The sequence below is a fragment of the Pelomonas sp. KK5 genome (assembly GCF_001984095.1).
Classification (GTDB): domain Bacteria; phylum Pseudomonadota; class Gammaproteobacteria; order Burkholderiales; family Burkholderiaceae_C; genus KK5.
In genome coordinates this window covers 1-21,064 of sequence record NZ_LYVQ01000071.1, presented here as the reverse complement: position 1 = coordinate 21,064, position 21,064 = coordinate 1, and the positions used below count along the sequence as shown (strand labels likewise).

Sequence of the window (21,064 nt, the reverse complement as noted above, 5' to 3'; positions counted from 1 at the left end):
TTCATCCAGGCGGAGACAAGCCATGTCGAACAGCAAGCGAAAGCAGCAGCGCACCTTCAGGTTGACGGTACTGGCCTCGGTGGCCCTCGCCGCCCTCCAGGTCCACGCGCAGGACCAGGCCCCGGCCGACCCACCACCCGCCGAAGGCGCCAGCGCCTCGCAGCTCGAACGCGTGGAGGTGCGCGGCTCCTTCCTCGGCGCCGGCGCCACCAGCGTGATGAAGAACAACATCGCCGCGCGCGACACGCCATTCTCCGCCCAGACCTACACCACCGCCTTCATGAAGGCGATCGAGACCGCCAGCCTGGCCGACCTCTACGTCTACATGAACGGCGTGCAGAAGGGCGGCAACACCGGCTACGACCTGCGCATCCGCGGCTTCCGCACCGGCGGCGAGGACAAGAACGCGATCATGGTGGACGGCCTGCCCGGCCTGACCGGCCGCTTCGGCTCGCCGCCGACCATCGGCGTGCAGAGCGTGGAGGTGGTGAAGGGCCCGATGTCGCTGCTCTACGGCCAGGTGCAGCCGGGCGGCTTCGTCAACATCGTCTCCAAGAAGCCGATGTCCAGCCGCAAGAGCTATATCGACCTGAAGGTCTCCAGCTTCGACGGCGCCGGCATCAGCATCGGCGACAAGAACGCCTACAACTTCGGCCTGGACACCACCGGCCCGATCGACAAGGACGGCACCTTCCTCTACCGCCTCGTCGCCGAGGGCACGAACAAGGACGGCTTCCGCACCGACACCCATGAACGCGCCAGTTACTTCGCGCCGAGCGTCACCTGGAACGCCACCGACGACCTCTCGCTGACCGCCCAGTACGAGCACCGCACCGTCAACAGCTCCTACGACGTGGGCCTGGCCGTGCCGGGCCGCGACATCACCAGGATCAACCCCGACATCCGCACCCGCTACCAGGAGCCCGGCGACTGGCGCAAGGAGACCGGCGACACGCTGAGCCTGTCGATGGTGGACGAGCTGAACGACAACTGGAAGGTGCGCGGCGCCTTGCGCGTGGTGCGCAACGTCAGCGACGACTCGACCTACAACAGCACCTCGATCCGTGCCGACGGCGTGAGCCTGGTGCGCCGTGCGCGCCAGAACGAGATCACGCGCACCTACAAGTTCGGTGACATCAACCTCACCGGCAAGCTGAAGACCGGCGACATCAAGCACCAGCTGATCCTGGGCCTCAACGGCGGGCGCGACACCGACGACGAGAACCGCCTGCGCTTCTTCAACGGCGGCGCCTGCCCGGGGCCCACCTGCTTCGACATCAAGATCTACAACCCGGTGTACGGCCAGGTGCCGGACATCAACACGCTGCCGCTGGTCAACCCGGCCACGCCCGGCAACCTGACCGACCAGTACTTCGTCTCCACCTCCTGGGGCCTCTACCTCTCCGACCTCATCTCGGTCAGCGAGCACTGGAAGGTCAACCTCGGCGTGCGCAACGCCTACGAGAAGCAGGACATCTCCGAGCGCCGCCAGAACGTGCCCGCCTACAGCAAGACCACGCGCAAGAGCGCCCTGCCCACGGCCGGCCTGATCTACCAGCCGGACAAGCAGTGGTCGATCTATGCGAGCTACGCCACCTCCTACGTGCCCGCCCCGGCCAACTCGATCGACGCCACCGGCGCCAACCCCTTCAAGCCCTCGGAGGGCAAGCTCAACGAGGTGGGCGTGAAGGCCGAGGACCTGTTCGACCACAAGGTCAACGGCACCTTCTCGCTGTTCAGGATCACCAAGACCAACACGCTGAACACCTTCGCCTGCCCGCTGGGCACCTGCTCCAGCCAGCTCGGCGAGGAACAGTCCAAGGGCGCCGAGGTGGAGCTGAACATCCGCCCGCTGCCGGACTGGCAGCTGGTGCTGAACTACGCCTATACGGACGCCAAGGTCACCGCGTCCAGCGACCCGATCCAGGTCGGCGCGCAGCTCACCAACGTCTCGAAGAACACCGCCAGCCTCTGGTCGCGCTACGACATCGGCAGCGGCGCACTGCGCGGCCTGGGCATCGGCCTGGGCCTGAGCTATGCCGGCGCGCGCAACGGCACGCTGCCGACGACGGCCGTCACCGCCTCCACCGGGCCCACGCCGGTCAAGCTGCCGGGCTACAGCGTGATGGACCTGGCCTTCTACTACATCCACGAGCGCTACGCCTTCAACCTGAAGATCGGCAACGTGCTGGACAAGACCTACTACGAGAGCGCCGGGCAGACCGGGCAGGTGCAGGTGCAGCCGGGGGCGCCGCGGAATATCACGGCATCGATGCGGGTGAACTTCTAGCCTGTTGGCCCTGCCGCACGCACGCCGTTCGGGCTGGGCCCTTCGATACCTCAGGGCGAACGGGCGGTGGGCATACGCGACTCCTCTAGCCCTGCAGCCCACACTCCGTTCGGGCTGAGGTATCGAAGCCTGTCCTGAGCCTGTCGAAGGACCCTCCGCCAAATGTCTCGATATGCACAGACGAACCCTCCTGATGGCCCTGGCCGGCCTGCCCTTGGCCGCCCGCGCAACATCTGATCCCGCGCTCGACTTCATCACCGCGCTGCCGGCCTACGCGCCCGCCGAGCGCGTGACGGGCACCATCACGCTGTGGGGCCACGGCAGCTTCAAGCGCGACTTCATGGGCAAGCTGGTCGAGCGCTGGATCCGCGAGTTCACGCGCTCGCAGCCCGACGTGCGCTTCGTCTACAAGATGTACGGCACGGCCTCCGCCATCGGTGCGCTCTACACCGGCGCCGGCAATATGGCGCTGCTCGGCGAGGAGATCAGCCCCGAGGCGGCCGCCGCCTTCCGCCGCGCCAGGGGCTATGCGCCGACCGGCATCGAGGTGGCGACCGGCAGCCTCGACGTCAACTTCTTCGACTACGCGCACATGGTCTTCGTCCACCGCGACAACCCGATCGAGCGCATGACGCTGGCCGAGCTGGACGCCGTGCTCGGCGCCGAGCACCGCCGCGGCAGCCCCCGCAATGCGCGCAGCTGGGGCGACCTGGGACTCACCGGCGCCTGGGCCGATCGCGCGATCCGGCCGCGCAGCTGGAAGGTGGACGAGGACTTCGGCCTCTTCATCCGCGAGGCGGTGCTGGAAGACAGCCATCGCTGGAACCCGGCGCTGGTCGAGCATGTCCACACGCAGCGCGCCGACGGCACCCAGTACGACCACGGCCAGCAGATGCTCGACGCGCTGGCCGAGGACCCGCAGGGCCTGGCCGTCTCGAACGTCCGCTATGCCAATCCGAAGGTGAAAGCCGTCGCGCTGGCCCGCAGCCCCGAGACCGGCTGGCACCAGGCGACGACGGCCTCGCTGATCGCGCAGGACTACCCGCTGGTCCGCATCATCCCCGCCTTCATCGACCGCCCGCCCGGCCAGCCGGTCGAGCCGGCCGTACGCGAATTCCTGCGCTACATGCTGGGCCGCGAAGGCCAGCAGGCGCTGGTGGCCGAGAGTGGCTACCTGCCGCTGGGGCCGCGGGCGATCCGGGCCCAACTGGAGAAGCTGTCGTGAAGCGCCGGCAGATCGCAGCGGTGCTCGCCTGTGCCGCGCTGCTGGGCCATCTGCGCGTGTCGGCCATCGACGTGGTGCCGCCGCCGTTCCAGCAGCGCGATGCCGTTGAAGGCGTCGTGCGCGTCTGGGCGCATCCGCAGATGGGCGAGCTGCTGCAGCGCTGGCAGGCGGCCTTCCGCGCCGAGCATCCGGGCGTGCGCTTCGTCAACGACCTGCGCGGCAGCGACGTGGCGATGGCCGGGCTCTATACCGGCCAGGCGGACATCGCGCTGATCGGCCGCGAAGCGCGCGCCAGCGAGGTCAAGGCCTTCGAGTGGATCTACCGCTTCCGGCCGCAGCGCATCGAGCTGATGGCCGGCAGCGTGGACCGGCCGGGGCGCTCGCCGGCGCTGCAGGTCGTCGTGCATCGAGATAACCCATTGGCTCGACTGACACTGCAGCAGCTCGATGCGCTGTTCAGCCACGAGCGCAAGCGCGGCGCGGCGGCTTCGCCGACGAGCTGGGGCCAGCTCGGCCTGCGCGGCGCCTGGGCGGCGCGGCCCATCCAGCTCTATACCTTCGACACCGAGAGCGGCTCGGGCCGCTTCTTCCGCGAATCCGCGCTGATGGACAGCCGCCAGCTCAACTGGCTGCAGATCCACGAGATCGCGGAAGCCCGGACGTCCGGTGGCGACAGCGCCGGCGAGCGCATCCTGCAGGCGCTGCGCAGCGACCGCTACGGCCTCGCCGTGGCCAGTGGGCCGCTGCCGCCGGGGCTGAAGGCGCTGCCGCTGTCGGCGATGGCCGATGCAGCGGCGCTCAAGGCCACCGACCGCGGCTACCCGCTCGCCCGCGGCGTCTACGCCTACCTGAATCACAAGCCGGACACGCCGCTCGACGCGCCGACCGCCGCCTTCCTTCGCTACATCCTGAGCGCCCGCGGCCAGATGGAGATCGGCGCGGCCGACGGATTCCAGCCGCTGCTGCCGGCCATCGCGACCGGCGAATCTCAACAGTTGCGCTGACCTGTCAGCCCTTTCAGAAACGGTACAGGAACGATACAGGCTCGACTTCTACGCTGTCCCCCAGTCAGAAACACAAACTGGAGACCGCATGAAGAAGATGAAGAGAACCGTCCTGGCGAGCGCCCTGCTCGCAGCTCTGCAGGCCCACGCACAGACCGAGGCCCCGGAAGCGCCGGCCACGCCGAACGCCGCCGCCGCCAAGGGCGCCGACGCCCAGCAGCAGCTGCCCACCACCAAGGCGGTCGTCTCCGGCCAGGCGCTGGACCAGGCCAGCCAGGACGGCTATGCCGAGGCCGTGCGCGGCGTGGCCGGCGTCTCGCCCGCCAACTCCAAGGGCAGCGCCAACGACTCGATCAACATCCGCGGCATCAAGCTGAACCTGTTCTCCAACTACCGGCTCAACGGCGGCCTGCCGATCGCCGGCGTCAGCACCGTGCCGACCGAGGACAAGGCCCGCGTGGAGACACTCAAGGGCGCCAATGCGCTGATGTACGGCGTGGCCAGCCCGGCCGGCATCATCAATATGGTCACCAAGCGCGCCGGCGCGCACGACGTGACCAGCGCGATGGTGGCGGGCAACTCCTTCGGCCAGGTGGGCGCCTCGGCCGACCTGGGCCGGCGCTTCGGCGGCGACAAGCAGTTCGGCCTGCGCGTCAACGCCTCCGACACGCACCTGCAGAACGGCGTCGTCGGCGGCAACGGCAAGTTCGCCAGCATCGGCGCGGACTTCCAGGTCACCGAACGCCTGTCGCTGCAGGGCGACTACGAGTACTACACGAAGAACGTGGCCCAGCAGGCCGGCATCAGCCTGCTGCCGGCGGTGAATGGCAAGGTGCCGATCACGCCGGTGCCCGATCCGCGCAAGCTGCTGTCCGGCCCCTGGGCGCGGCTGAACGCGCACACCAGCAACAAGCAGATCCGCGCCGACTATGTCGTCAGCGATTCGCTCTCGCTGATGGCCGAGGTGGGCCGCTCGAACTCCGACCGCGACAACTTCACCACGCGCATCGGCGGCTACAACATCGTCACCGGCGCCGGCGGCACCGTGACCGTCAACACGGCGACGCAGGAATACGAGAACACCTTCAGCCGCATCGAGGCGCGCGGCCGCTTCGGCACCTGGGGCCTGGCGCACGACCTGACCGGCGGCGTCTCGCGCACCGAGCGCGATGCCAACTCGCTGGCGCAGAACCAGACCGTGCTGACGCAGAAGCAGAACATCTTCGATCCGATCGAGCTGGCCGCGCCGGTCTTCACCAAGGCGCCGACCTCGCAGCTGCAGATCAGCAAGGACAGCGCCGTCTACGCCTACGACACGATCGGCATCGGCCCGCAATGGAAGCTGCTGCTGGGCCTGCGCTCGACCAAGGACGAGGAGATCAGCGCCGCCCGCAGCAAGACCACCAACGTCACCTCGCCCGCCTACGGCGTGCTGTTCGACGCGATGCCCGGCGTCACGCTGTTCGGCAGCGTCATGAGCGGACTGGAAGCCGGCGGCACCGCGCCGGCCACCGCGGTCAACGTCAACGAGATCCTGCCCTCGGCCGTCTCCAAGCAGCGCGAGCTGGGCATCCGCGTCACACGCTTCAAGGGCATTAACTTCAGCAGCTCCTACTTCGAGATCACCCGCGCCAATGCGGTGACCGATCCGGTGACCAAGATCTTCGCCAACAACGGCGACATCCAGTACAAGGGCCTGGAGGCCACGCTGACCTGGCAGATGGACCGCCAGTGGGGCCTGACGACCGGCGGCCAGCTGCTGCACGCCAAGCAGGTCTCGCCGGACCCGACCTTCAACGGCTTCACGCCCGAGAACACGCCCAAGGCGGTCGGCAACGTGGGCCTGTCCTACCGCACCGACTGGCTCAAGGGCCTGACGCTGAACGGCGGCATCTCCGGCATCAGCAAGCGCTTCGTCAACAACCAGGAGCAGGCCACGATCCCCGGCTACTCGCTGATCAGCGCCGGCGCCAGCTACGCCACCCGCATCGCCGGCCGCCGCGTCGGGCTGCAGCTCAGCGTGGACAACCTGCGCAACAAGAGCTACTGGAACTCGGTGCAGACCGGCACCTACGGCACGGGCATGGACCGCAGCGTGAAGCTGAGCCTTCGCGTGGACGACATCTGAATTTCCGTTCAGAAAGGTGCAAGGGTCGCTTCAGGAATCGGCCCTAGCATGGATCCACAAGAAGAGGAGACAAACGACATGTTGTTGGCGAGAACCACGGCCGGTGCGCTGTTCGCCCTTTGCACACTGACAGCGCAGTCAGGCGAGCTGCCGGTCTACAAGCCCGAGCAGGCGGTCAGCGGCACGATCCGCAACTACGGCTTCGGCCTGGGAGGCGTGCTGCAGCTCTGGGAGGCGGAGTTCCAGAAGTTCCACCCCGGCATCCGCTTCCAGGACACGCTGCCGACCAGCGATGCCGCCATCCCCGCACTGGTCACCGGTGTGACCGACCTGGCGCCCGACGGCGGCGAGGCGACGCTGACCGAGAGCCTGTCCTTCTTCGAGGTGTACGGCTATGCACCGACGGACATCACGGTCGCTTCCGGCGCCTTCGACGTGGAGGGCAAGTCCAACGGGCCGGTCGTCTTCGTCCACAAGGACAACCCGATCGCCAGCCTGAGCCTGCAGCAGCTGGACGGCATCTTCGGCGCTGCGCGCCACGGCGGCATGGACGGCTTCAAGTGGCGCCCGGGCCGCGGCCGGGGCCACGAGCACGACATCCGCACCTGGGGCCAGCTCGGGCTGACCGGCGAGTGGGCCGACAAGCCGATCCAGACCTATGGCCACGCGCCCTCGGGCACCACCCGCTTCTTCCAGTGGAAGGTGATGGGCAACGGCGACAAGTGGAACCCGAACTACCGCGAGTACGTGGAGAGCGGCAGCAAGATGATCGCCGACGAGGACCGCGCCGAGCAGCGCCTGGGCCTGCAGTACATGCTGAAGAACGAGCTCTCGCACGACCGCTACGGCATCGCCTGGACCGTGATGCCGCAGGCCAAGGGCATGGGCGACATCAAGGCCATCGCGCTCTCCCCGGGCCACGGCAAGCCGGCGGTGATGCCCAGCAAGCAGAGCTTCGAGGACCGCAGCTACCCGCTGGTGCGCAACATCTACATCTTCATGAACCGCAAGCCGGGCACCGCCGTGGACCCGAAGCTGCGCGAGTTCCTGCGCTACATCCTGAGCCGCCAGGGCCAGGAGCTGGTGGCCCGCAACGGCAGCTACCTGCCGCTGCCCGCCGATCTCGTGCTCGAGCAGCGCGCCAAGCTCGATTGAACTCAAAAAGAAGGCAAGACATGACCCCGCATTCCTTCAAGCAAGCCGGCCTCGCCGCGCTGCTGGCCTGCGCTGCCGGCGCCGCTGCAGCTGCCGGCGTCGCACCGAGCGCCAAGCCCTACCAGCCGACCCCGGTCACGCTCGACAAGTCCGCCGGCTACGTGCTGCCCGACGGCACCGTGCAGATCATCGGCTGCGACGACATGGCCGGCATCATTGCGAAAACCGACGCGCTGTTCGCCAGGGCCCACCCGGGCTTCAGGTTCACCGACGTGATGAAGGGCAACGGCCCCGGCATCCCCGGCATCACCTACCAGGCCGCCGCGCTGGCGCCGATGTGCGGCGAGGCCACGCTGCTGCAGCTGCTGCCCTACGAGAAGATCCACGGCGGCTCCAAGGCCGAGCCGGTCGGCGCGCTGGCGATCAAGATCGCGCACGCCTCGCTGAACCCCAAGGCCAAGCTCGGGCCCATGGCCCTGATCGTCAACAAGGCCAACCCGATCGCCTCGCTGACGCAGGACCAGGTCACGAGCATCTTCGCCTACGGCGCCGGCACCGGCGACATCACGGCCTGGAACCAGCTCGACGTCGGCGGGGCGATGACCGGCAAGACCATCCACCCGACCGGCCTGCACGAGGACGCCTACAACCGCCCCGAGGACCTGGGCATGGGCGACTACATGATGTACACGAAGATGGGCCCCTTCCCCGGCCGCCCGTTCACGCCCACGTACGAGCGGCTGACCCGTTATGCCGACGTCGTCACCCGCGTCGCCGGCGACCCGCAGGCGATCGGCCTGGTGGCGCTGAACAAGGTGACGCCGCAGGTGCGCGTGGTGCCGCTGGTCGGCACCGACGGCAAGCTGACCACGGGCAGCGCGGCCGACATCCTCGCCGGCCGCTACCCCTACGACCGCTTCCTCTACGTCTACGCACGCCGCCCGGTCGGCGAGGCCTTCGACCCGGTGGTGCGCGAGTACCTGCGGCTGCTGCTGTCGCGCGAGGGCCAGCAGGCGATCGCCAGCGATGCCAAGGGCTACATGCCGCTCAGCGACAAGGAGCTGGCCGAGGAGCTGGAGCGCCTGGAGAAGGCCGAGATCTGGCTGCCGCGCTCCAAGCAGGGCCCGTCCACGAACTTCCCCTTCCCGGCTCCTCAACCCTGAGGCGGATGACGACCATGAAGCAAAGCCATAACTCTTCCTTCCTCAAGCGCAGCCTCACCGCCGTGTTCTGCGCGGCCGCCTGCCTCCTTGCCAACGCCGTCGAAGTCGCCCCGGACATCAAGCCCTACGAGCCCAAGCCGATCAGCATCCCGACCGAGTACCGCGCCTACCTGACCGGCCCGGACAAGGACACGATCTACGTGGCCGGCAACGACGTGCTGATCCCGCTGTTCGACAAACTGCACGCCCGCTTCAAGGAGCTGCATCCGAACATCAAGTTCAAGTTCCTGATGTGGGGCTCCACGCTGTCGGTCGAGGGCCTGGTGTCGGAGAAGTCCGCCTTCGGCCCGATCGGCCGCGAGAACCGCCGCGTGGAGGCCGACTACTTCAAGGAGCGCTTCGGCTACGAGGTGACCTACTTCAAGATCGGCTACGACCACAACCCGAACGACAAGCTCTCCACCGGCATCTGGGTCAACTCCACCAACCCGATCAAGCAGCTCACCAAGGACCAGGTCAAGCGCATCTACTCCTCGGGCAACGGCAAGGGCGACATCACCCACTGGCGCCAGCTCGGCGTGACCACCGGCGAATGGGCGGACCTGCCGATCCACGCCTACATGCCGCGCGACACGCAGGGCATCCTCGCGATGATCGACGAGTTCCGCGACTTCATCGGCGGCGTGGCCTACAGCCCGCGCATCGAGTGGCTGCCCAACGGCAACAAGGTGATCGACTCGGTGGCGCAGGATGCCTTCAGCATGGGCCTGATGGACTACTGGAACAACGCGATGGAGATGCGCGGCGTGACCAAGTGGAAGCGCATGGAGGAGTTCGCGCCGCGCGTGAAGTTCGTGCCCGTGGCCTGGGACGAGAACACGCCGCCGTCCGACGGCACGCTGACCGGCAGCCGCCACCCGTTTGCCAGCCCGATCGGCATCGACATCAACAAGGCGCCCGGCAAGCCGCTGGACGCCTGGCTGAAGGCCTATTGCGAGTTCCTCGTCTCCAAGGACGCGCAGGACATCATCAACTCGCCCGAGATGCGCAAGTTCGGCTTCCGTCCGCTGGAAGCCGGCGATGTGGCGGTCGAGATGAAGAAGATCAACTGAGGGTGCCAACCATGATGAACAAGACTCTCATCGCCACGCTCCTGCTGGCTGCCGGCGCGGCCCAGGCGCAAGCGCCATCGCTGGACGACATCCCGCCCTACAAGAAGGAGATCGAGTGCGAGGGCGGCGGCGGCCTGCGGCTCGTGGGCAACTGGATGCGCGGCAACATGATCAAGCTGGTGGACGCCTTCAACAAGCTGCACCCCGAGTGCAAGGCCAGCGCCAACTTCATGACCAGCAGCGAGGGCGGCATCGCCGCGCTGATGTTCGGTGTCGGCGACCTCGCCCCGATGGGCGACGACGCCAAGATCACCGACATGATGCCCTTCTACGAGGCCTACAAGTACGTGCCCACCGAGATCTCGATCGCCACCGGCGGCGCCGAGAACCGCGGCACGCTGTGGCCGGCGGTGTTCCTGGTCAACAAGGACAACCCCTTGACCAAGCTGACCACCGACCAGCTCGCGCGCATCTTCGGCGCCTCGCGCACCGGGGGCTGGGACGTCGGACCCATGGCCAGCAACGGCCTGCGCTACACAAGCAAGTACGCGCGCGGCCCGGAGCAGGACATCCGCACCTGGGGCCAGCTGGGCCTGACCGGCGAGTTCGCCAACCATCCGATCCAGACCTACGGCTACGTCTCGCCGGGCTTCAAGATCTACCTGGAGCGCAAGCTCAACCATTGGTCGCAGAAGTGGAACGAGAACTACAAGGAATACGTGGAGACCCAGCAGGCGACCAAGGACGACGCCGGCTTCAAGGTCGCCAGCGAACGCATGCTGGAGGAGCTGTCCAAGGACAAGTACGGCATGGGCTGGGGCGCCTGGCTGCATGCGAAGGACTATCCGAACCTGCGGGTGCTGGCGGTGGCGGCGAAGGAAGGCGGGCCCTACGTGCCCTTCACCAAGGACACCGTGGCGAATCGCAGCTACCCGCTGGTGCGCGACTACTACCTGTACTTCCGCCGCGCGCCGGGGCAGCCGGTGGAGCCGAAGGTGCGCGAGTTCCTGCGCTTCTGCCTGAGCCGTGAAGGCCAGAAGGTGATCGCGGACTACGGCGCGTTCTCGCCGATGCCGATCGCCTATATCAACGAGCAGCTGAAGAAGCTCGACTGAGATGGGTCGCCCCAGCCGCCCACACTCCGTTCGGGCCGAGGTATCGAAGCCCTCATGCGGCTGCCTCGCCGGGGCCCTTCGGTACCTCAGGGCGAACGGGCAGTGGTGGTACGCAACGACTAGCTGACGAGGCTCTGATGAAACACCTCTTGGCGTATGCGCTGATGCTGGCGCAGGGGATGGCCTTGCCTGCCGTCGCCGCGCCCTACCAGCCGCAGTCCACCGTCGACGGCGAGATCCGCGTCTGGGGCAGCCCGGACGACGCGGCGCTGCTGGCGCGTTGGGGTGAAGGTTTTCGCCAGCTTCAACCGAAGGCGCATCTGAAAGCGACGCTGCATGGCCCGGATTCAGCCATGGCGGGCCTGTACACCGATGTGGCCGACCTCGCCTTCATCGGCCGTGAGCTGCGCCTGCCGGTGGAGAGCATGGCCTTCGAGTGGACCAAGCTGCGCAAGCCGGCCGTCGTGGACGTGGCCAATGCGGGCATCGCCGCGCAGCGCGTGGCGGCGAACCTGGCCGTCTTCGTGCATCCGGACAACCCGCTGGCCGGGCTGACGCTGCAGCAGCTCGATGCGGTCTTCGGCGCCGAGCACAAGCGCGGCGCAGCGGCCAATGCGCGGACCTGGGGCGACCTGGGCCTGAGCGGCCTGTGGGCCGCGCGCCAGATCCGCGTGCTGGCGCCGCCGGTGGACAGCATCCCCGGCCTGTTCTTCCGCCGCGCAGTGATGCTCAACAGCTTCAAGTGGAATCCGGCGCTGGAGGAGATGGCCAGCGAGACGCAGGCGCTTGCGGTGCTGGCGAGCGATCCCGCCGCAATCGTCGTCGCACCGATGGCCATTGCCACGCCGGCCGTCAAGGCGCTGCCGCTGGCGGCAAAGGCAGGCGAGCCCTTCGTGCCGCTGACCCGCGCCAGCGCCGCCGACCACAGCTACCCGCTGGCCCGCACGGTCCACATCGCCTATGACCACAAGCTGACCCCGCCGGTGCGGGAGTTCCTGGCCTATGTGCTGTCCGACGAGGGGCAGGCCGCCGTCGCGGCCGAGGGCGGCTACCTGCCGCTGCTGCCGGAGCAGGCCCTGGCGTCGCTGAAGGGGCTGGCACCATGAAATTCCTCGCCATGCTGCTGGCCATAACGCTGAATTTCAGCGCTGCCGCGGCCACGCCCGACCTGCCGCCCGCCTACGTCCCGCCACAGGGCCCCGCCCTCACCGGCCGCATCTCGATCTGGGGCCACGGCGCACTGGCCGGCCGCTTCGATTTCATCGAATCGCTGGTGCGCCAGTGGGAGGACGGCTTCCGCAAGTTCCACCCCGGCGTGCAGTTCGACAACCGGCTGCATGGCACCGCCTCAGCGATCGGCGCGCTCTACACCGGCCAGGGCGACCTGGCGCTGATGGGGCGCGAGATCTGGCCGGTCGAGATCAATGCCTTCAAGGAAGTGAAAGGCTATGCGCCGACGGGGCTGGGCGTCGTCACCGGCAGCTATGCGACGCGCAACCGCGGCTATGCGATCGTCGCCTACGTCCACAAGGACAACCCCTTGCCCGAGCTGACCCTCAAGCAGCTGGACGCCATCTATGGCCAGGAACGACGGCGCGGCGGCGCGGCCGTGCACCGCTGGGGTGAACTCGGCCTGAAGGGCGACTGGGCCGATCGTCCGGTCCACCCATATTCCTTCTCGCTGGCCCGCGGCTTCTCCGATTTCCTCGAGGAGGCGGTGCTGCTGGACAGCCGCCGCTGGCGGCCCGAGGTGCGCGAGTTCGCCGACCTGCCCGGCTCGCTGGGCGGCGCCACCGACGGCGGCCAGCGCATGCTCGACGCGCTGGCCCAGGACCGCGACGGCATCGCCTTCTCCGGCGCGCTGTACCACCATCCGGATGTGCGGCCGATCGCGATCGCCGCCGAGGACGGCGGCCCCTTCGTCCTGCCCAGCGAGGCGACGGTGATGGACCACAGCTACCCGCTGACCCGAATCATCTCGATGTTCGTGGACCAGGCGCCGGGCAAGCCGCTGCCGCCACACATCCGCGAGTTCATCCGCTACATCCTCAGCCGCGATGCGCAGCAGGCCGTGCTGCGCGACGGCGGCGGCTACCTGCCCGTGCTGGCCCCGGCGGCCGCGCTCGAACTCAAAAAACTGGAGACCTCGAAATGAAGCAATGCATCGCCCTCGGTCTGCTCGCCTGCACCAGTCTCGCCAGCGTCACCGCCATCGGCCAATCCTCGCAATCGCAGCCGACCGAGGAATCGCGCAAGCTGCCGGTCGGCTCGCATGCCGAGCGCAAGGCCCGCATGGCCGCCCGCGCCAACAGCCAGGCCTACACCAAGCAGTTCGACCTCAGCGGCCTGCCGCACTATGCGCCCGAGGCCAAGGTCAGCGGCACGCTGCGCCTGTGCGGCAACAACTACGTGGGCGACTCGCCGCTGGGCGGCTACTGGAAGGCCGCCTTCGAAAAGCTGCAGCCCGGCGTCACCGTCGAGATGAACCTGGAGACCGCGGCCACCGCGATCCCCTGCCTGTACTTCGACAAGGCGGACATCGGCATCAACCACGATCCCGGCTTCTACGACAGCCTCGCCCACCTGCGGCTCAAGGGCTTCGAGCCGCTGGGCATCTCGGTGTTCACCGGCTCCTACGACTATGTGGGCTGGCAGAACAATATGGTCATCTTCGTCAACAAGGACAACCCGCTGACGAAGATCACGCTGCAGCAGCTCGACGGCATCTTCGGCGCCGTGCGCGACGGCGGCTGGATCGGCACCGTGTGGCATCCCGAGTTCGCGCGCGGCGCGGACAAGAACATCCGCAGCTGGGGCCAGATGGGTCTCTCCGGTGAATGGTCGAGCCGCCACATCACGCCGCACGGCTATGACGTCAGCTATGCCACCGCGGTCGAGTTCTCGCGCGACGTGCTCCAGAGCAGCAACCGCTGGAACGGCGACCTGCATGCCTACGCCAACTTCCGCCGGCCCGACGGCACCGTGTATCTCGAGGCCGACCAGATCTTCGACCAGGTGCGCAAGGACCCGGGCGCCATCGGCTACGCGCGCTTCCACCACGGGTTCCCGAAGGACATCAAGATCCTTCCCGTGGCGCGCGACGACAACAGCCCCGCCGTGCCCTACACGCTGGAGACGCTGCAGGACCGCAGCTATCCGCTGTGGGGCGACCAGTCCTTCTGGGTCAGCGTCAAGGCGGGCCAGAAGATGGACCCGAAGGTGCGCGAGTTCATCCGCTTCGTGCTGAGCCAGGAAGGCCAGGCGCTGGTGCAGAAGGACGGCAAGTACCTCCCGCTGACCGCCGCCGCCGCCAAGGCCGGCCTGGACAAGCTCGCGAACTACTGAAGACAAGGAGACGCCCCCATGAAGACCGCCATCACCCTCGCCTGCCTCGCGCTGCTGGCCACCGCCGCCGCGCAGGCCCAGGAGCAGACCGAATCCGGCCAGGCCGCCATCAAGGCCAAGAACGCGCGCCAGAGCATCTGGACGCTGGACGTCACCAAGTTCCGCAAGGAGCACGCGGTGGACGGCGGCTACAAGAAGCAGTGGGACCTGTCCGACCTGCCGCACTACGTGCCGCGCCAGCAGGTCAGCGGCACGCTGAAGATCTGGGGCAGCAACTACCTGAAGGACGGCCCGCTGGGCGGCTACTGGGCCGAGGGCTTCAGGAAGTTCCAGCCCGGCATCACGATCGAATACAACCTGCCGACCGCCGGCATCGCGATCCCCGGCGTCGCCGGCAAGGTGGCGGACCTCGGCGTCGGCCGCCCGGCCACGCTGATGGACCACCTGACCTTCGAGCAGGTCTACCGCTTCCCGATTACCGAGATCACCGCGGCCACCGGCTCCTACGACGTCTACGGCTGGTCGCCGGGCTTCATCATCCTGGTCCACAAGAGCAACCCGCTGACGCAGATCAGCATGAAGCAGCTCGACGGTGTGTTCGGCACCGCCCGCGAAGGCGGCTACGACAAGAGCACCTGGCGCACCGACTACCCGTACAAGCGCGGTGCCGGCGAGAACCTCCGCACCTGGGGGCAGCTGGGCCTGAAGGGCGAATGGGCGGACAAGCCGATCCACCCCTGCGGCCAGTCGCCGCGCGCCAACATCCAGACCGTGTTCCAGAACCTGGTGCTGTACGGCAGCGACCAGTGGGTGGAGGGCTACCGCTCCTACGCGAACTACGCAACGCCCGAGGGCAAGATCAACCCGTGGAGCAAGCAGGTGCTGGCCGCGCTGGAGAGCGACCCGCTGTCCATCTGCATCGCCTCGCCGCTGACCGTCGAGGGCAAGAACGTGCGCGAGCTGGCGATCCAGGGCCGCGACGGCGGGCCCGCTGTCATGCGCACGCTGGAGACGGTGCGCGACCGCAGCTACCCGCTGATCAACGAGATCTTCTTTTACGGCGTCAAGGCGCCGGGCAAGCGCATGGAGCCCAAGGTCGAGGAGTTCCTGCGCTACGTGCTGAGCCAGGAGGGGCAGAACGAGATCCAGCGCGAGGGCCGCTACACGCCGCTGACCGGCGCGGTGGTGAAGGCGCAGTTGCAGAAGCTGGAAGAGGGAGCGAATTGAGATGAACCGGACTTCCTCCCGCCGCGCCGACCCGCTCTCCGTTCGGGCTGAGGTATCGAAGCCCTCTGCCCGGTCTCGCCTGGGCCCTTCGATACCTCAGGGCGAACGGGCCATGCCCAAGCGCCACGGAGAACTGACATGAACCGACGCAACTTCGTCGCCGGCCTGACCGGTGCATCGCTCGGCGCCGCGGCCCTGGCCAAGGAAGCCCCGACCACCGACGCCGACACCCTCTCCAAGGCCCGCGCCATCGGCACCAAGAGCCGGGCGGTGAAGGTCTATTACACGAAGGAGTTCGACCTCTCCGGCCTGCCCTCGTACCAGCCGCAGCAGAAAGTCAGCGGCACGATCCGCCAGTGGGGCAACAACTACATCCAGGACAGCCCGCTGGTGAAGGTCTGGGAGGCGGAGTTCCAGAAGTTCCATCCGGACGTGCGCTTCGCCGACAACCTGTCCAGCTCCGCCGTCGCCTTCCCCGGCCTGATCGCCGGCGTGGCCGACCTGGCGCCGATGGGCCGGCAGGCGCTGTGGGACGAGCTGAAGGGCTTCGAGCGCGAGGGCGCCTCCGGCGGCAGCGAGGGCAGCTCGACGATCGACGTGGTCGAGATCGTGATGGCCACCGGCTCCTTCGACGTGCGCGGCTGGACCTTCGCGCTGGGCGTCTTCGTCCATGCGGATAACCCGTTAGCCCAGCTGAGCTTCGAGCAGCTCGACGGCGTGTTCGGCGCCGAACGCAGCGGCGGCTGGGACGGCCTGACCTGGCGGCCCGAGCACGCCCGCGGCGCCGATCGCAACGTCCGCACCTGGGGCCAGCTCGGCCTCAAGGGTGAATGGGCGGACAAGCCCATCAACGTCTACGGCTACAACTTGAAATACCACTTCACCGATGAGATCGACAAGAAAGTGCTCAGGGGATCGGGGAAGTGGAACGAGGGCCTGCGGATGTACTCGAACACCGCGGGCCAGAAGGCGGACGGCTCGCTGACCGGCGCCGGCGAGCTGATGATGCGCGACCTCTCCAAGGACCGCTACGGCATCGCCTACACCGGCATGCCCTTCAAGACGCCGCAGACCAAGGCGCTGGCCCTGGCCGACCGCAGCGGCGGGCCCGCCGTGCCGCTGACGCTGGACACCGTGCAGGCACGGCGTTATCCGCTGCTGCGCGACGTGTACTACTACCTCAAGCGTGACAAGGGCCAGGGGATCGACGCGAAATCGCGCGAGTTCCTGCGCTACTTGCTCAGCCGCGAAGGGCAGGCCGCCGTGCAGCGCGACGGGAAGTACTTGCCGCTGACTGCCGAGGCCGCCGCCGCGCAACTCGCCAAGCTCGCCTGACTACGAGGATCATCGCCATGAAGCTCCGCCCCATCGTGCTCGCGGCTGCGGGCCTGATCGCGCTTGCCGGCGCACAGGCCCAGGACAGCAAGAGCGCCGGCTCGCAGGACCCGCTCGAGATGCAGCGCGCCCGCGCCGCCTGGCTCGCCGCCAAGGCCAACAAGACCTACTACGCGCCTCAGTTCGACCTCGGCGCCCTGCCCCACTACCAGCCAGCCGCACCGCTGAAGGGCACGATCCGCCAGTGGGGCTCCAACTACCTCGCCGACAGCAATCTCGCCAAGTACCTCGAGGAAGGCTTCCGCAAGTTCCATCCCGAGGTGAAGTTCGAGGACCAGCTGAAGAGCACCTTCATCGGCATGGCCTCGCTGTACATGGACCGCGCGGACGTGGCCGCCATGGGCCGCAAGGCCACCTGGGAGGAGACGCAGGCCTTCCAGCGCGTGCTGGAGAGCCAGCCGGTCGAGATCGCGATGGCCACCGGCTCGCTGGACATCCCCGGCTGGACCTGGGCGCTGACGCCGGTGCTCCATAAAGATAACCCGCTATCCAAGCTGACTCTCGAACAGCTCGACGGCATCTTCGGCGCCGCCCGAGACGGCGGCTGGATGGGCAATACCTGGGACGCCTCACAGGCCCGCGGGCCGGAGAAGAACCTCCGCACCTGGGGCCAGTTGGGCCTGACCGGCGAGTGGGCCGACAAGCCGATCCACGTCTACGCCTACAACCTGAACTACCACTTCCCGCGCGACTTCGCCGAGAAGGTGATGGGCGGCGGCTACAAGTGGAACGAGAACCTGCGCGAGTTCAGCAATGCCGCCGCGCCCGACGGCAAGAACCTGATCAGCGCCGGCGACCTGCTGATCAAGGCGCTCTCGGACGACAAGTACGGCATCAGCTACACCAGCATCAAGTACCTCAACGACAAGACCAAGACCGTGCCGCTGGCCAGGACGGCGCAGGGCCCGTTCCTGATGCCGACGCTGCAGACCGTCCAGGCCCGCACCTACCCGCTGACCCGCGAGGTCTACTTCTACACCTTCCAGCGCCCCGGCCAGCAGATGAACCCGCTGGTCAAGGAGTACTTGCGCTTCGTGCTGAGCCGCGAGGGGCAGGAGGCGGTGCAGCGCGACGCCAAGTACCTGCCGATGACGGCCGAATTCGCGGCGGAGCAGCGGGCGAAGCTGGATGCTGGCGGGAAGGCGGCGAAGGCCGAGGGCGGTTGACTCACTTCAGGCCCGCCACGGTTTCCGCCGTCGCGAGCACGGCCTCCAGCTGCATGGCGACCGCCGTGCGCAGCGGCACCGGCTGGAAAGCGTCGCGCAGCAGCGGCGACTGGAGCGCAGCAGCCAGCTCGCGCGCGCAAGCCTGCTCGATGGCGCCTGCACGCCCGGCCAGCGCGCCCAGCTCCGTGCGCGACGCGCGCATCGCCGCCACGCGCCGCGCCATCGCCAGCGGGCGCAGCGCGAGCAGCACCTGCGCGCGCAGTTGCGCCTCGAAGTGCTCCGGCCTCGCCCGGGTCTTCAGCGCGGGCAGCTCCGCGAGCAGCTTGCGCGACAGCGGCACCGCTTCCCGGATCGCGTCCACGTAGTACAGCTCGACCGGGGTGGCCGACGGCGCCATCGCGTCCAGCGGCTCGCCGAGCAGCGCGCCGAGCGGCCCGTCCAGCGCCATGGCCGCCACGCTGTCCAGGCCGGCCTCCATCGAAGCGAAGACGCCCGTGCTGCGGTCCAGGAACAGCGGCACCTCCGGCACCAGGAACAGCGGTCGCGGCCCCATCTGCGCGCCCTGCTCCGCCAGCCAGGCCGTCACCGACAGGCCCGGCAGCTCGCGCGGCAGGGCCGGATCACAGACCTCGTCCAGCAGCAGGAAGACGCCGGGCGCCAGCGGCGCCTCGCGCACGTCGGGCGCCTCCTCGCCCAGCAGGTTCAGCGGCAGGCCGCGGGCCAGCGCCTGTGCAGACAGGCGCCGCGCCAGCGCCTCGTCATCGCGCGAGATGAAGTAGAAGGCGCCGGAGCCCTCGGCGTTGTGCAGCGAGGCGAGCAGGTCCGGCCGGGCCAGCCGCAGGGCCTGCTGGTAGGCCTCGTTCTCCGGGACCGGCTGCCAGCTGGCGTCCCCGGCCGGAGGGAAGGAGTACTCCGCCTGCATGCTGAAGGCCGGCCGGTAGAAGTGCTGCAGGTAGGGAGCCACCTCCGGCCGCATGAACCAGCCCTCGTTCTGCTTCAGCGCATAGGGCTCGATCGCCTTGATGAAGTGCCAGCGGCAGCCGGTGGCGCGCAGCAACCCGGCGTCGCTCGCGAACTGCTCGATCAGCCATTCGATGCCGATGCAACCGATGGGCTCGTTGGGGTGCGGCGCGCCGATCAGCAGGACGCTGGCCGGGCCGTCGCCGAGCGAGACCATCTCGATGGGCTCGCCTTCGCGGTCCTCGCCGACGACGCGCACCTCGACGCCGCTGCGGCCGCACAGCCGCCGCGTGCGTTCGCGCATCTCGGCGAACCGGGGAATGGCCAGCAGGTCGGGCAGGCGCGAGATCAGGGCTTCAGCAGTCATCATGGGTTTCTTTCAAACCGATCAGTCGGTCTTTATATGACAAGACAACGGCCCTTGAAAGCCGGTCCGTCCGATCAGGGGGCCGGGGCGGCTTCGGCCAGCGCGCGCAGCACCTTGGGCTTGAGCATGCCGCCGAGCAGCGCGTCGACGGCGTCGATGTGAACGTCGCGCGTGACCTCGCTGCCGAACTTCATGTTCATCATGCCTTCGAAGAACCAGCCCAGGGTCACGGCGGCGGCGCCGTCGGACAGGTCGTCGCGCAGCTCGCCGCGCTTGCGCAGGTGGCGCATGCCGGTGCGGATGCGCTCGCTGCGCGCGTCGATGGAGCGGCGGATAGCCTCGCGCAGCGCCTCGTCGGTGCGCGCCGCGGCCAGGAACTCCATCTCCGAGTACAGCATGTCGCGGTCGTTGGACCAGGGCATGGAATATTCATTGATGAGCATGGCGCGCAGGGCCTGTGCATCGGCGAACTGCTGCCGGGCGCCGGCCAGGCGCGCGGCACGGTCCACCACGGCGCACAGCATCTCGCTCTTGCTCTTGAAATGGACGTAAAGCGCGCCGCGGCTGATCTGCGCCTTCTCGCACACGTCGGTCAGCGAGGCGTTGGCCAGGCCCTTCTCATCCAGGCAGTCGGAGACGGCCGTGATGATGCGTTCGCGCATGTCGTCCATGTATTCGGCGGAGCGTGCAGGCATCAGTCTTCCAGTTGGCGGGGAACGAGGTGATTCTCACCGAGAGCGGCACGCATGCCGGCCTGCGGCCGCCGGCGCGGTCCGAGGCCCGCCGCGACGAGCATGCCCACGGCGCAGGCAGCAGCGGCGATGGCGAAGGCGATGCCCAACTGCGGCAGGGCCGCCACGCCCGTCGCGCCCTCCCCCGCGCCCAGCACGACCGAGAATCCGGTGGCCGCGAGCAGCGAGCCGATGGTCTTGGCCAGCTGGAAGGTTCCGCTGGCGCCGGCGCCGCGCTCGGCCGGCACGAGGCGCAGCAGCTCGGTGATGCCCTCGGTGTAGGCCAGCGAGATGCCCGCGCCGAACAGCGTCGTGCAGGCGAGCAGCGGCCAGATCTGCTGCCGCCAGAAGACCGGGATCAGCAACCCGGCGGCCATGCAGGCGAGGCCCAGCAAGAGCACGCCTCGCGGGCCGAGGCGGCGGTCCAGCGGCGCATAGAAGGGCATCAGCAGCACGCTGGTCAGCCCCGTCGGCAGCAGCAGCGCGCCGACGACCAGCGGGCTGGAGCCGTAGCCCGCGCCGGCGGCGCTGGCGGCAGTGACGAGCATCGGCAGCAGCACGTAGATCGCCGTCGTGCCGACGCCGAAGCTCAGCGACATCAGGTGCAGGCAGGCCACGTCGCGGCGGGCGAGCAGCGTCACGTCGACGAAGGGCGTGGCATGGCGCCGCTGCGCGTCCACC

General features: G+C 68.3%; 17 protein-coding genes. 14 read left to right on the top strand and 3 right to left on the bottom strand.

The genetic code is table 11. The annotated features are described in order from the left end of the window. Positions 1–22: 22 nt before the first annotated feature. The 14 genes from B0W88_RS13275 to B0W88_RS13210 all read left to right on the top strand — a co-directional run bounded on the left by B0W88_RS13275 (position 23) and on the right by B0W88_RS13210 (position 18,325). On the top strand, positions 23–2,290 hold the full coding sequence (locus B0W88_RS13275) for a TonB-dependent siderophore receptor (protein WP_077035135.1): 2,268 nt from the start codon (positions 23–25) through the stop codon (positions 2,288–2,290). Positions 2,291–2,462: 172 nt separating this feature from the next. Next, on the top strand, positions 2,463–3,515 hold the full coding sequence (locus B0W88_RS13270) for a PstS family phosphate ABC transporter substrate-binding protein (RefSeq protein ID WP_144006755.1): 1,053 nt from the start codon (positions 2,463–2,465) through the stop codon (positions 3,513–3,515). Further along, complete coding sequence (locus B0W88_RS13265; RefSeq protein WP_077035133.1) at positions 3,512–4,519, top strand: PstS family phosphate ABC transporter substrate-binding protein; 1,008 nt, start codon at positions 3,512–3,514, stop codon at positions 4,517–4,519. Before B0W88_RS13270 ends, B0W88_RS13265 begins: the two co-directional genes overlap by 4 nt. Positions 4,520–4,607: 88 nt before the next feature. Further along, on the top strand, positions 4,608–6,647 hold the full coding sequence (locus tag B0W88_RS13260) for a TonB-dependent siderophore receptor (protein WP_077035132.1): 2,040 nt from the start codon (positions 4,608–4,610) through the stop codon (positions 6,645–6,647). Positions 6,648–6,725: 78 nt separating this feature from the next. Continuing rightward, positions 6,726–7,802 (top strand): PstS family phosphate ABC transporter substrate-binding protein, encoded by a 1,077-nt coding sequence (locus tag B0W88_RS13255; RefSeq protein ID WP_077035131.1) that lies wholly within the window; start codon positions 6,726–6,728, stop codon positions 7,800–7,802. Between the two features lie 20 nt (positions 7,803–7,822). After that, a complete protein-coding gene (locus B0W88_RS13250) occupies positions 7,823–8,965 on the top strand; it encodes a PstS family phosphate ABC transporter substrate-binding protein (protein ID WP_077035130.1) in 1,143 nt (380 codons plus the stop codon). 14 nt (positions 8,966–8,979) lie between these two features. Continuing rightward, a complete protein-coding gene (locus tag B0W88_RS13245; protein ID WP_144006754.1) occupies positions 8,980–10,077 on the top strand; it encodes a PstS family phosphate ABC transporter substrate-binding protein in 1,098 nt (365 codons plus the stop codon). A 14-nt stretch (positions 10,078–10,091) separates the two neighbouring features. After that, positions 10,092–11,192 (top strand): PstS family phosphate ABC transporter substrate-binding protein, encoded by a 1,101-nt coding sequence (locus B0W88_RS13240; protein WP_144006753.1) that lies wholly within the window; start codon positions 10,092–10,094, stop codon positions 11,190–11,192. A gap of 137 nt (positions 11,193–11,329) precedes the next feature. Next, complete coding sequence (locus B0W88_RS13235) at positions 11,330–12,298, top strand: substrate-binding domain-containing protein (protein ID WP_083748768.1); 969 nt, start codon at positions 11,330–11,332, stop codon at positions 12,296–12,298. Next, positions 12,295–13,347: a PstS family phosphate ABC transporter substrate-binding protein gene (locus B0W88_RS13230; protein ID WP_144006752.1), complete on the top strand. Its 1,053-nt coding sequence runs from the start codon at positions 12,295–12,297 to the stop codon at positions 13,345–13,347. The genes B0W88_RS13235 and B0W88_RS13230 overlap by 4 nt, the downstream gene beginning before the upstream one ends. Next, complete coding sequence (locus tag B0W88_RS13225; protein WP_077035125.1) at positions 13,344–14,537, top strand: PstS family phosphate ABC transporter substrate-binding protein; 1,194 nt, start codon at positions 13,344–13,346, stop codon at positions 14,535–14,537. The genes B0W88_RS13230 and B0W88_RS13225 overlap by 4 nt, the downstream gene beginning before the upstream one ends. Before the next feature lie 18 nt (positions 14,538–14,555). Continuing rightward, complete coding sequence (locus tag B0W88_RS13220) at positions 14,556–15,764, top strand: PstS family phosphate ABC transporter substrate-binding protein (protein ID WP_077035124.1); 1,209 nt, start codon at positions 14,556–14,558, stop codon at positions 15,762–15,764. 138 nt (positions 15,765–15,902) lie between these two features. Continuing rightward, on the top strand, positions 15,903–17,099 hold the full coding sequence (locus B0W88_RS13215) for a PstS family phosphate ABC transporter substrate-binding protein (protein WP_077035123.1): 1,197 nt from the start codon (positions 15,903–15,905) through the stop codon (positions 17,097–17,099). A gap of 17 nt (positions 17,100–17,116) precedes the next feature. Then, positions 17,117–18,325, top strand: a complete 1,209-nt coding sequence (locus B0W88_RS13210; protein ID WP_077035122.1) for a PstS family phosphate ABC transporter substrate-binding protein — start codon at positions 17,117–17,119, stop codon at positions 18,323–18,325. Position 18,326: 1 nt separating this feature from the next. Here B0W88_RS13210 and B0W88_RS13205 read toward each other — a convergent pair whose 3' ends face one another. The 3 genes from B0W88_RS13205 to B0W88_RS13195 all read right to left on the bottom strand — a co-directional run. After that, positions 18,327–19,652 carry a hypothetical protein gene (locus B0W88_RS13205; protein WP_144006751.1) on the bottom strand — a complete coding sequence of 442 codons (1,326 nt, stop codon included), beginning with the start codon at positions 19,650–19,652 and terminating at the stop codon, positions 18,327–18,329. 74 nt (positions 19,653–19,726) lie between these two features. Further along, positions 19,727–20,347 (bottom strand): TetR/AcrR family transcriptional regulator, encoded by a 621-nt coding sequence (locus B0W88_RS13200; RefSeq protein WP_077035120.1) that lies wholly within the window; start codon positions 20,345–20,347, stop codon positions 19,727–19,729. Beyond that, positions 20,347–21,064 (bottom strand): MFS transporter (locus tag B0W88_RS13195; RefSeq protein ID WP_144006750.1); only part of this gene is annotated, 718 nt, incomplete at its 5' end. The genes B0W88_RS13195 and B0W88_RS13200, both read right to left, overlap by 1 nt.

Bases quoted from the DNA above. Each gene is read 5' to 3' on its own strand.
- B0W88_RS13240 (WP_144006753.1), top strand. From the start codon at position 10,092: ATGAACAAGACTCTCATCGCCACGCTCCTGCTGGCTGCCGGCGCGGCC.
- B0W88_RS13260 (WP_077035132.1), top strand. From the start codon at position 4,608: ATGAAGAAGATGAAGAGAACCGTCCTGGCGAGCGCCCTGCTCGCAGCT.
- B0W88_RS13215 (WP_077035123.1), top strand. From the start codon at position 15,903: ATGAACCGACGCAACTTCGTCGCCGGCCTGACCGGTGCATCGCTCGGC.
- B0W88_RS13255 (WP_077035131.1), top strand. From the start codon at position 6,726: ATGTTGTTGGCGAGAACCACGGCCGGTGCGCTGTTCGCCCTTTGCACA.
- B0W88_RS13250 (WP_077035130.1), top strand. From the start codon at position 7,823: ATGACCCCGCATTCCTTCAAGCAAGCCGGCCTCGCCGCGCTGCTGGCC.
- B0W88_RS13270 (WP_144006755.1), top strand. From the start codon at position 2,463: ATGCACAGACGAACCCTCCTGATGGCCCTGGCCGGCCTGCCCTTGGCC.
- B0W88_RS13210 (WP_077035122.1), top strand. From the start codon at position 17,117: ATGAAGCTCCGCCCCATCGTGCTCGCGGCTGCGGGCCTGATCGCGCTT.
- B0W88_RS13225 (WP_077035125.1), top strand. From the start codon at position 13,344: ATGAAGCAATGCATCGCCCTCGGTCTGCTCGCCTGCACCAGTCTCGCC.
- B0W88_RS13205 (WP_144006751.1), bottom strand. From the start codon at position 19,652: ATGACTGCTGAAGCCCTGATCTCGCGCCTGCCCGACCTGCTGGCCATT.
- B0W88_RS13230 (WP_144006752.1), top strand. From the start codon at position 12,295: ATGAAATTCCTCGCCATGCTGCTGGCCATAACGCTGAATTTCAGCGCT.
- B0W88_RS13275 (WP_077035135.1), top strand. From the start codon at position 23: ATGTCGAACAGCAAGCGAAAGCAGCAGCGCACCTTCAGGTTGACGGTA.
- B0W88_RS13200 (WP_077035120.1), bottom strand. From the start codon at position 20,347: ATGCCTGCACGCTCCGCCGAATACATGGACGACATGCGCGAACGCATC.
- B0W88_RS13245 (WP_144006754.1), top strand. From the start codon at position 8,980: ATGAAGCAAAGCCATAACTCTTCCTTCCTCAAGCGCAGCCTCACCGCC.
- B0W88_RS13235 (WP_083748768.1), top strand. From the start codon at position 11,330: ATGAAACACCTCTTGGCGTATGCGCTGATGCTGGCGCAGGGGATGGCC.
- B0W88_RS13220 (WP_077035124.1), top strand. From the start codon at position 14,556: ATGAAGACCGCCATCACCCTCGCCTGCCTCGCGCTGCTGGCCACCGCC.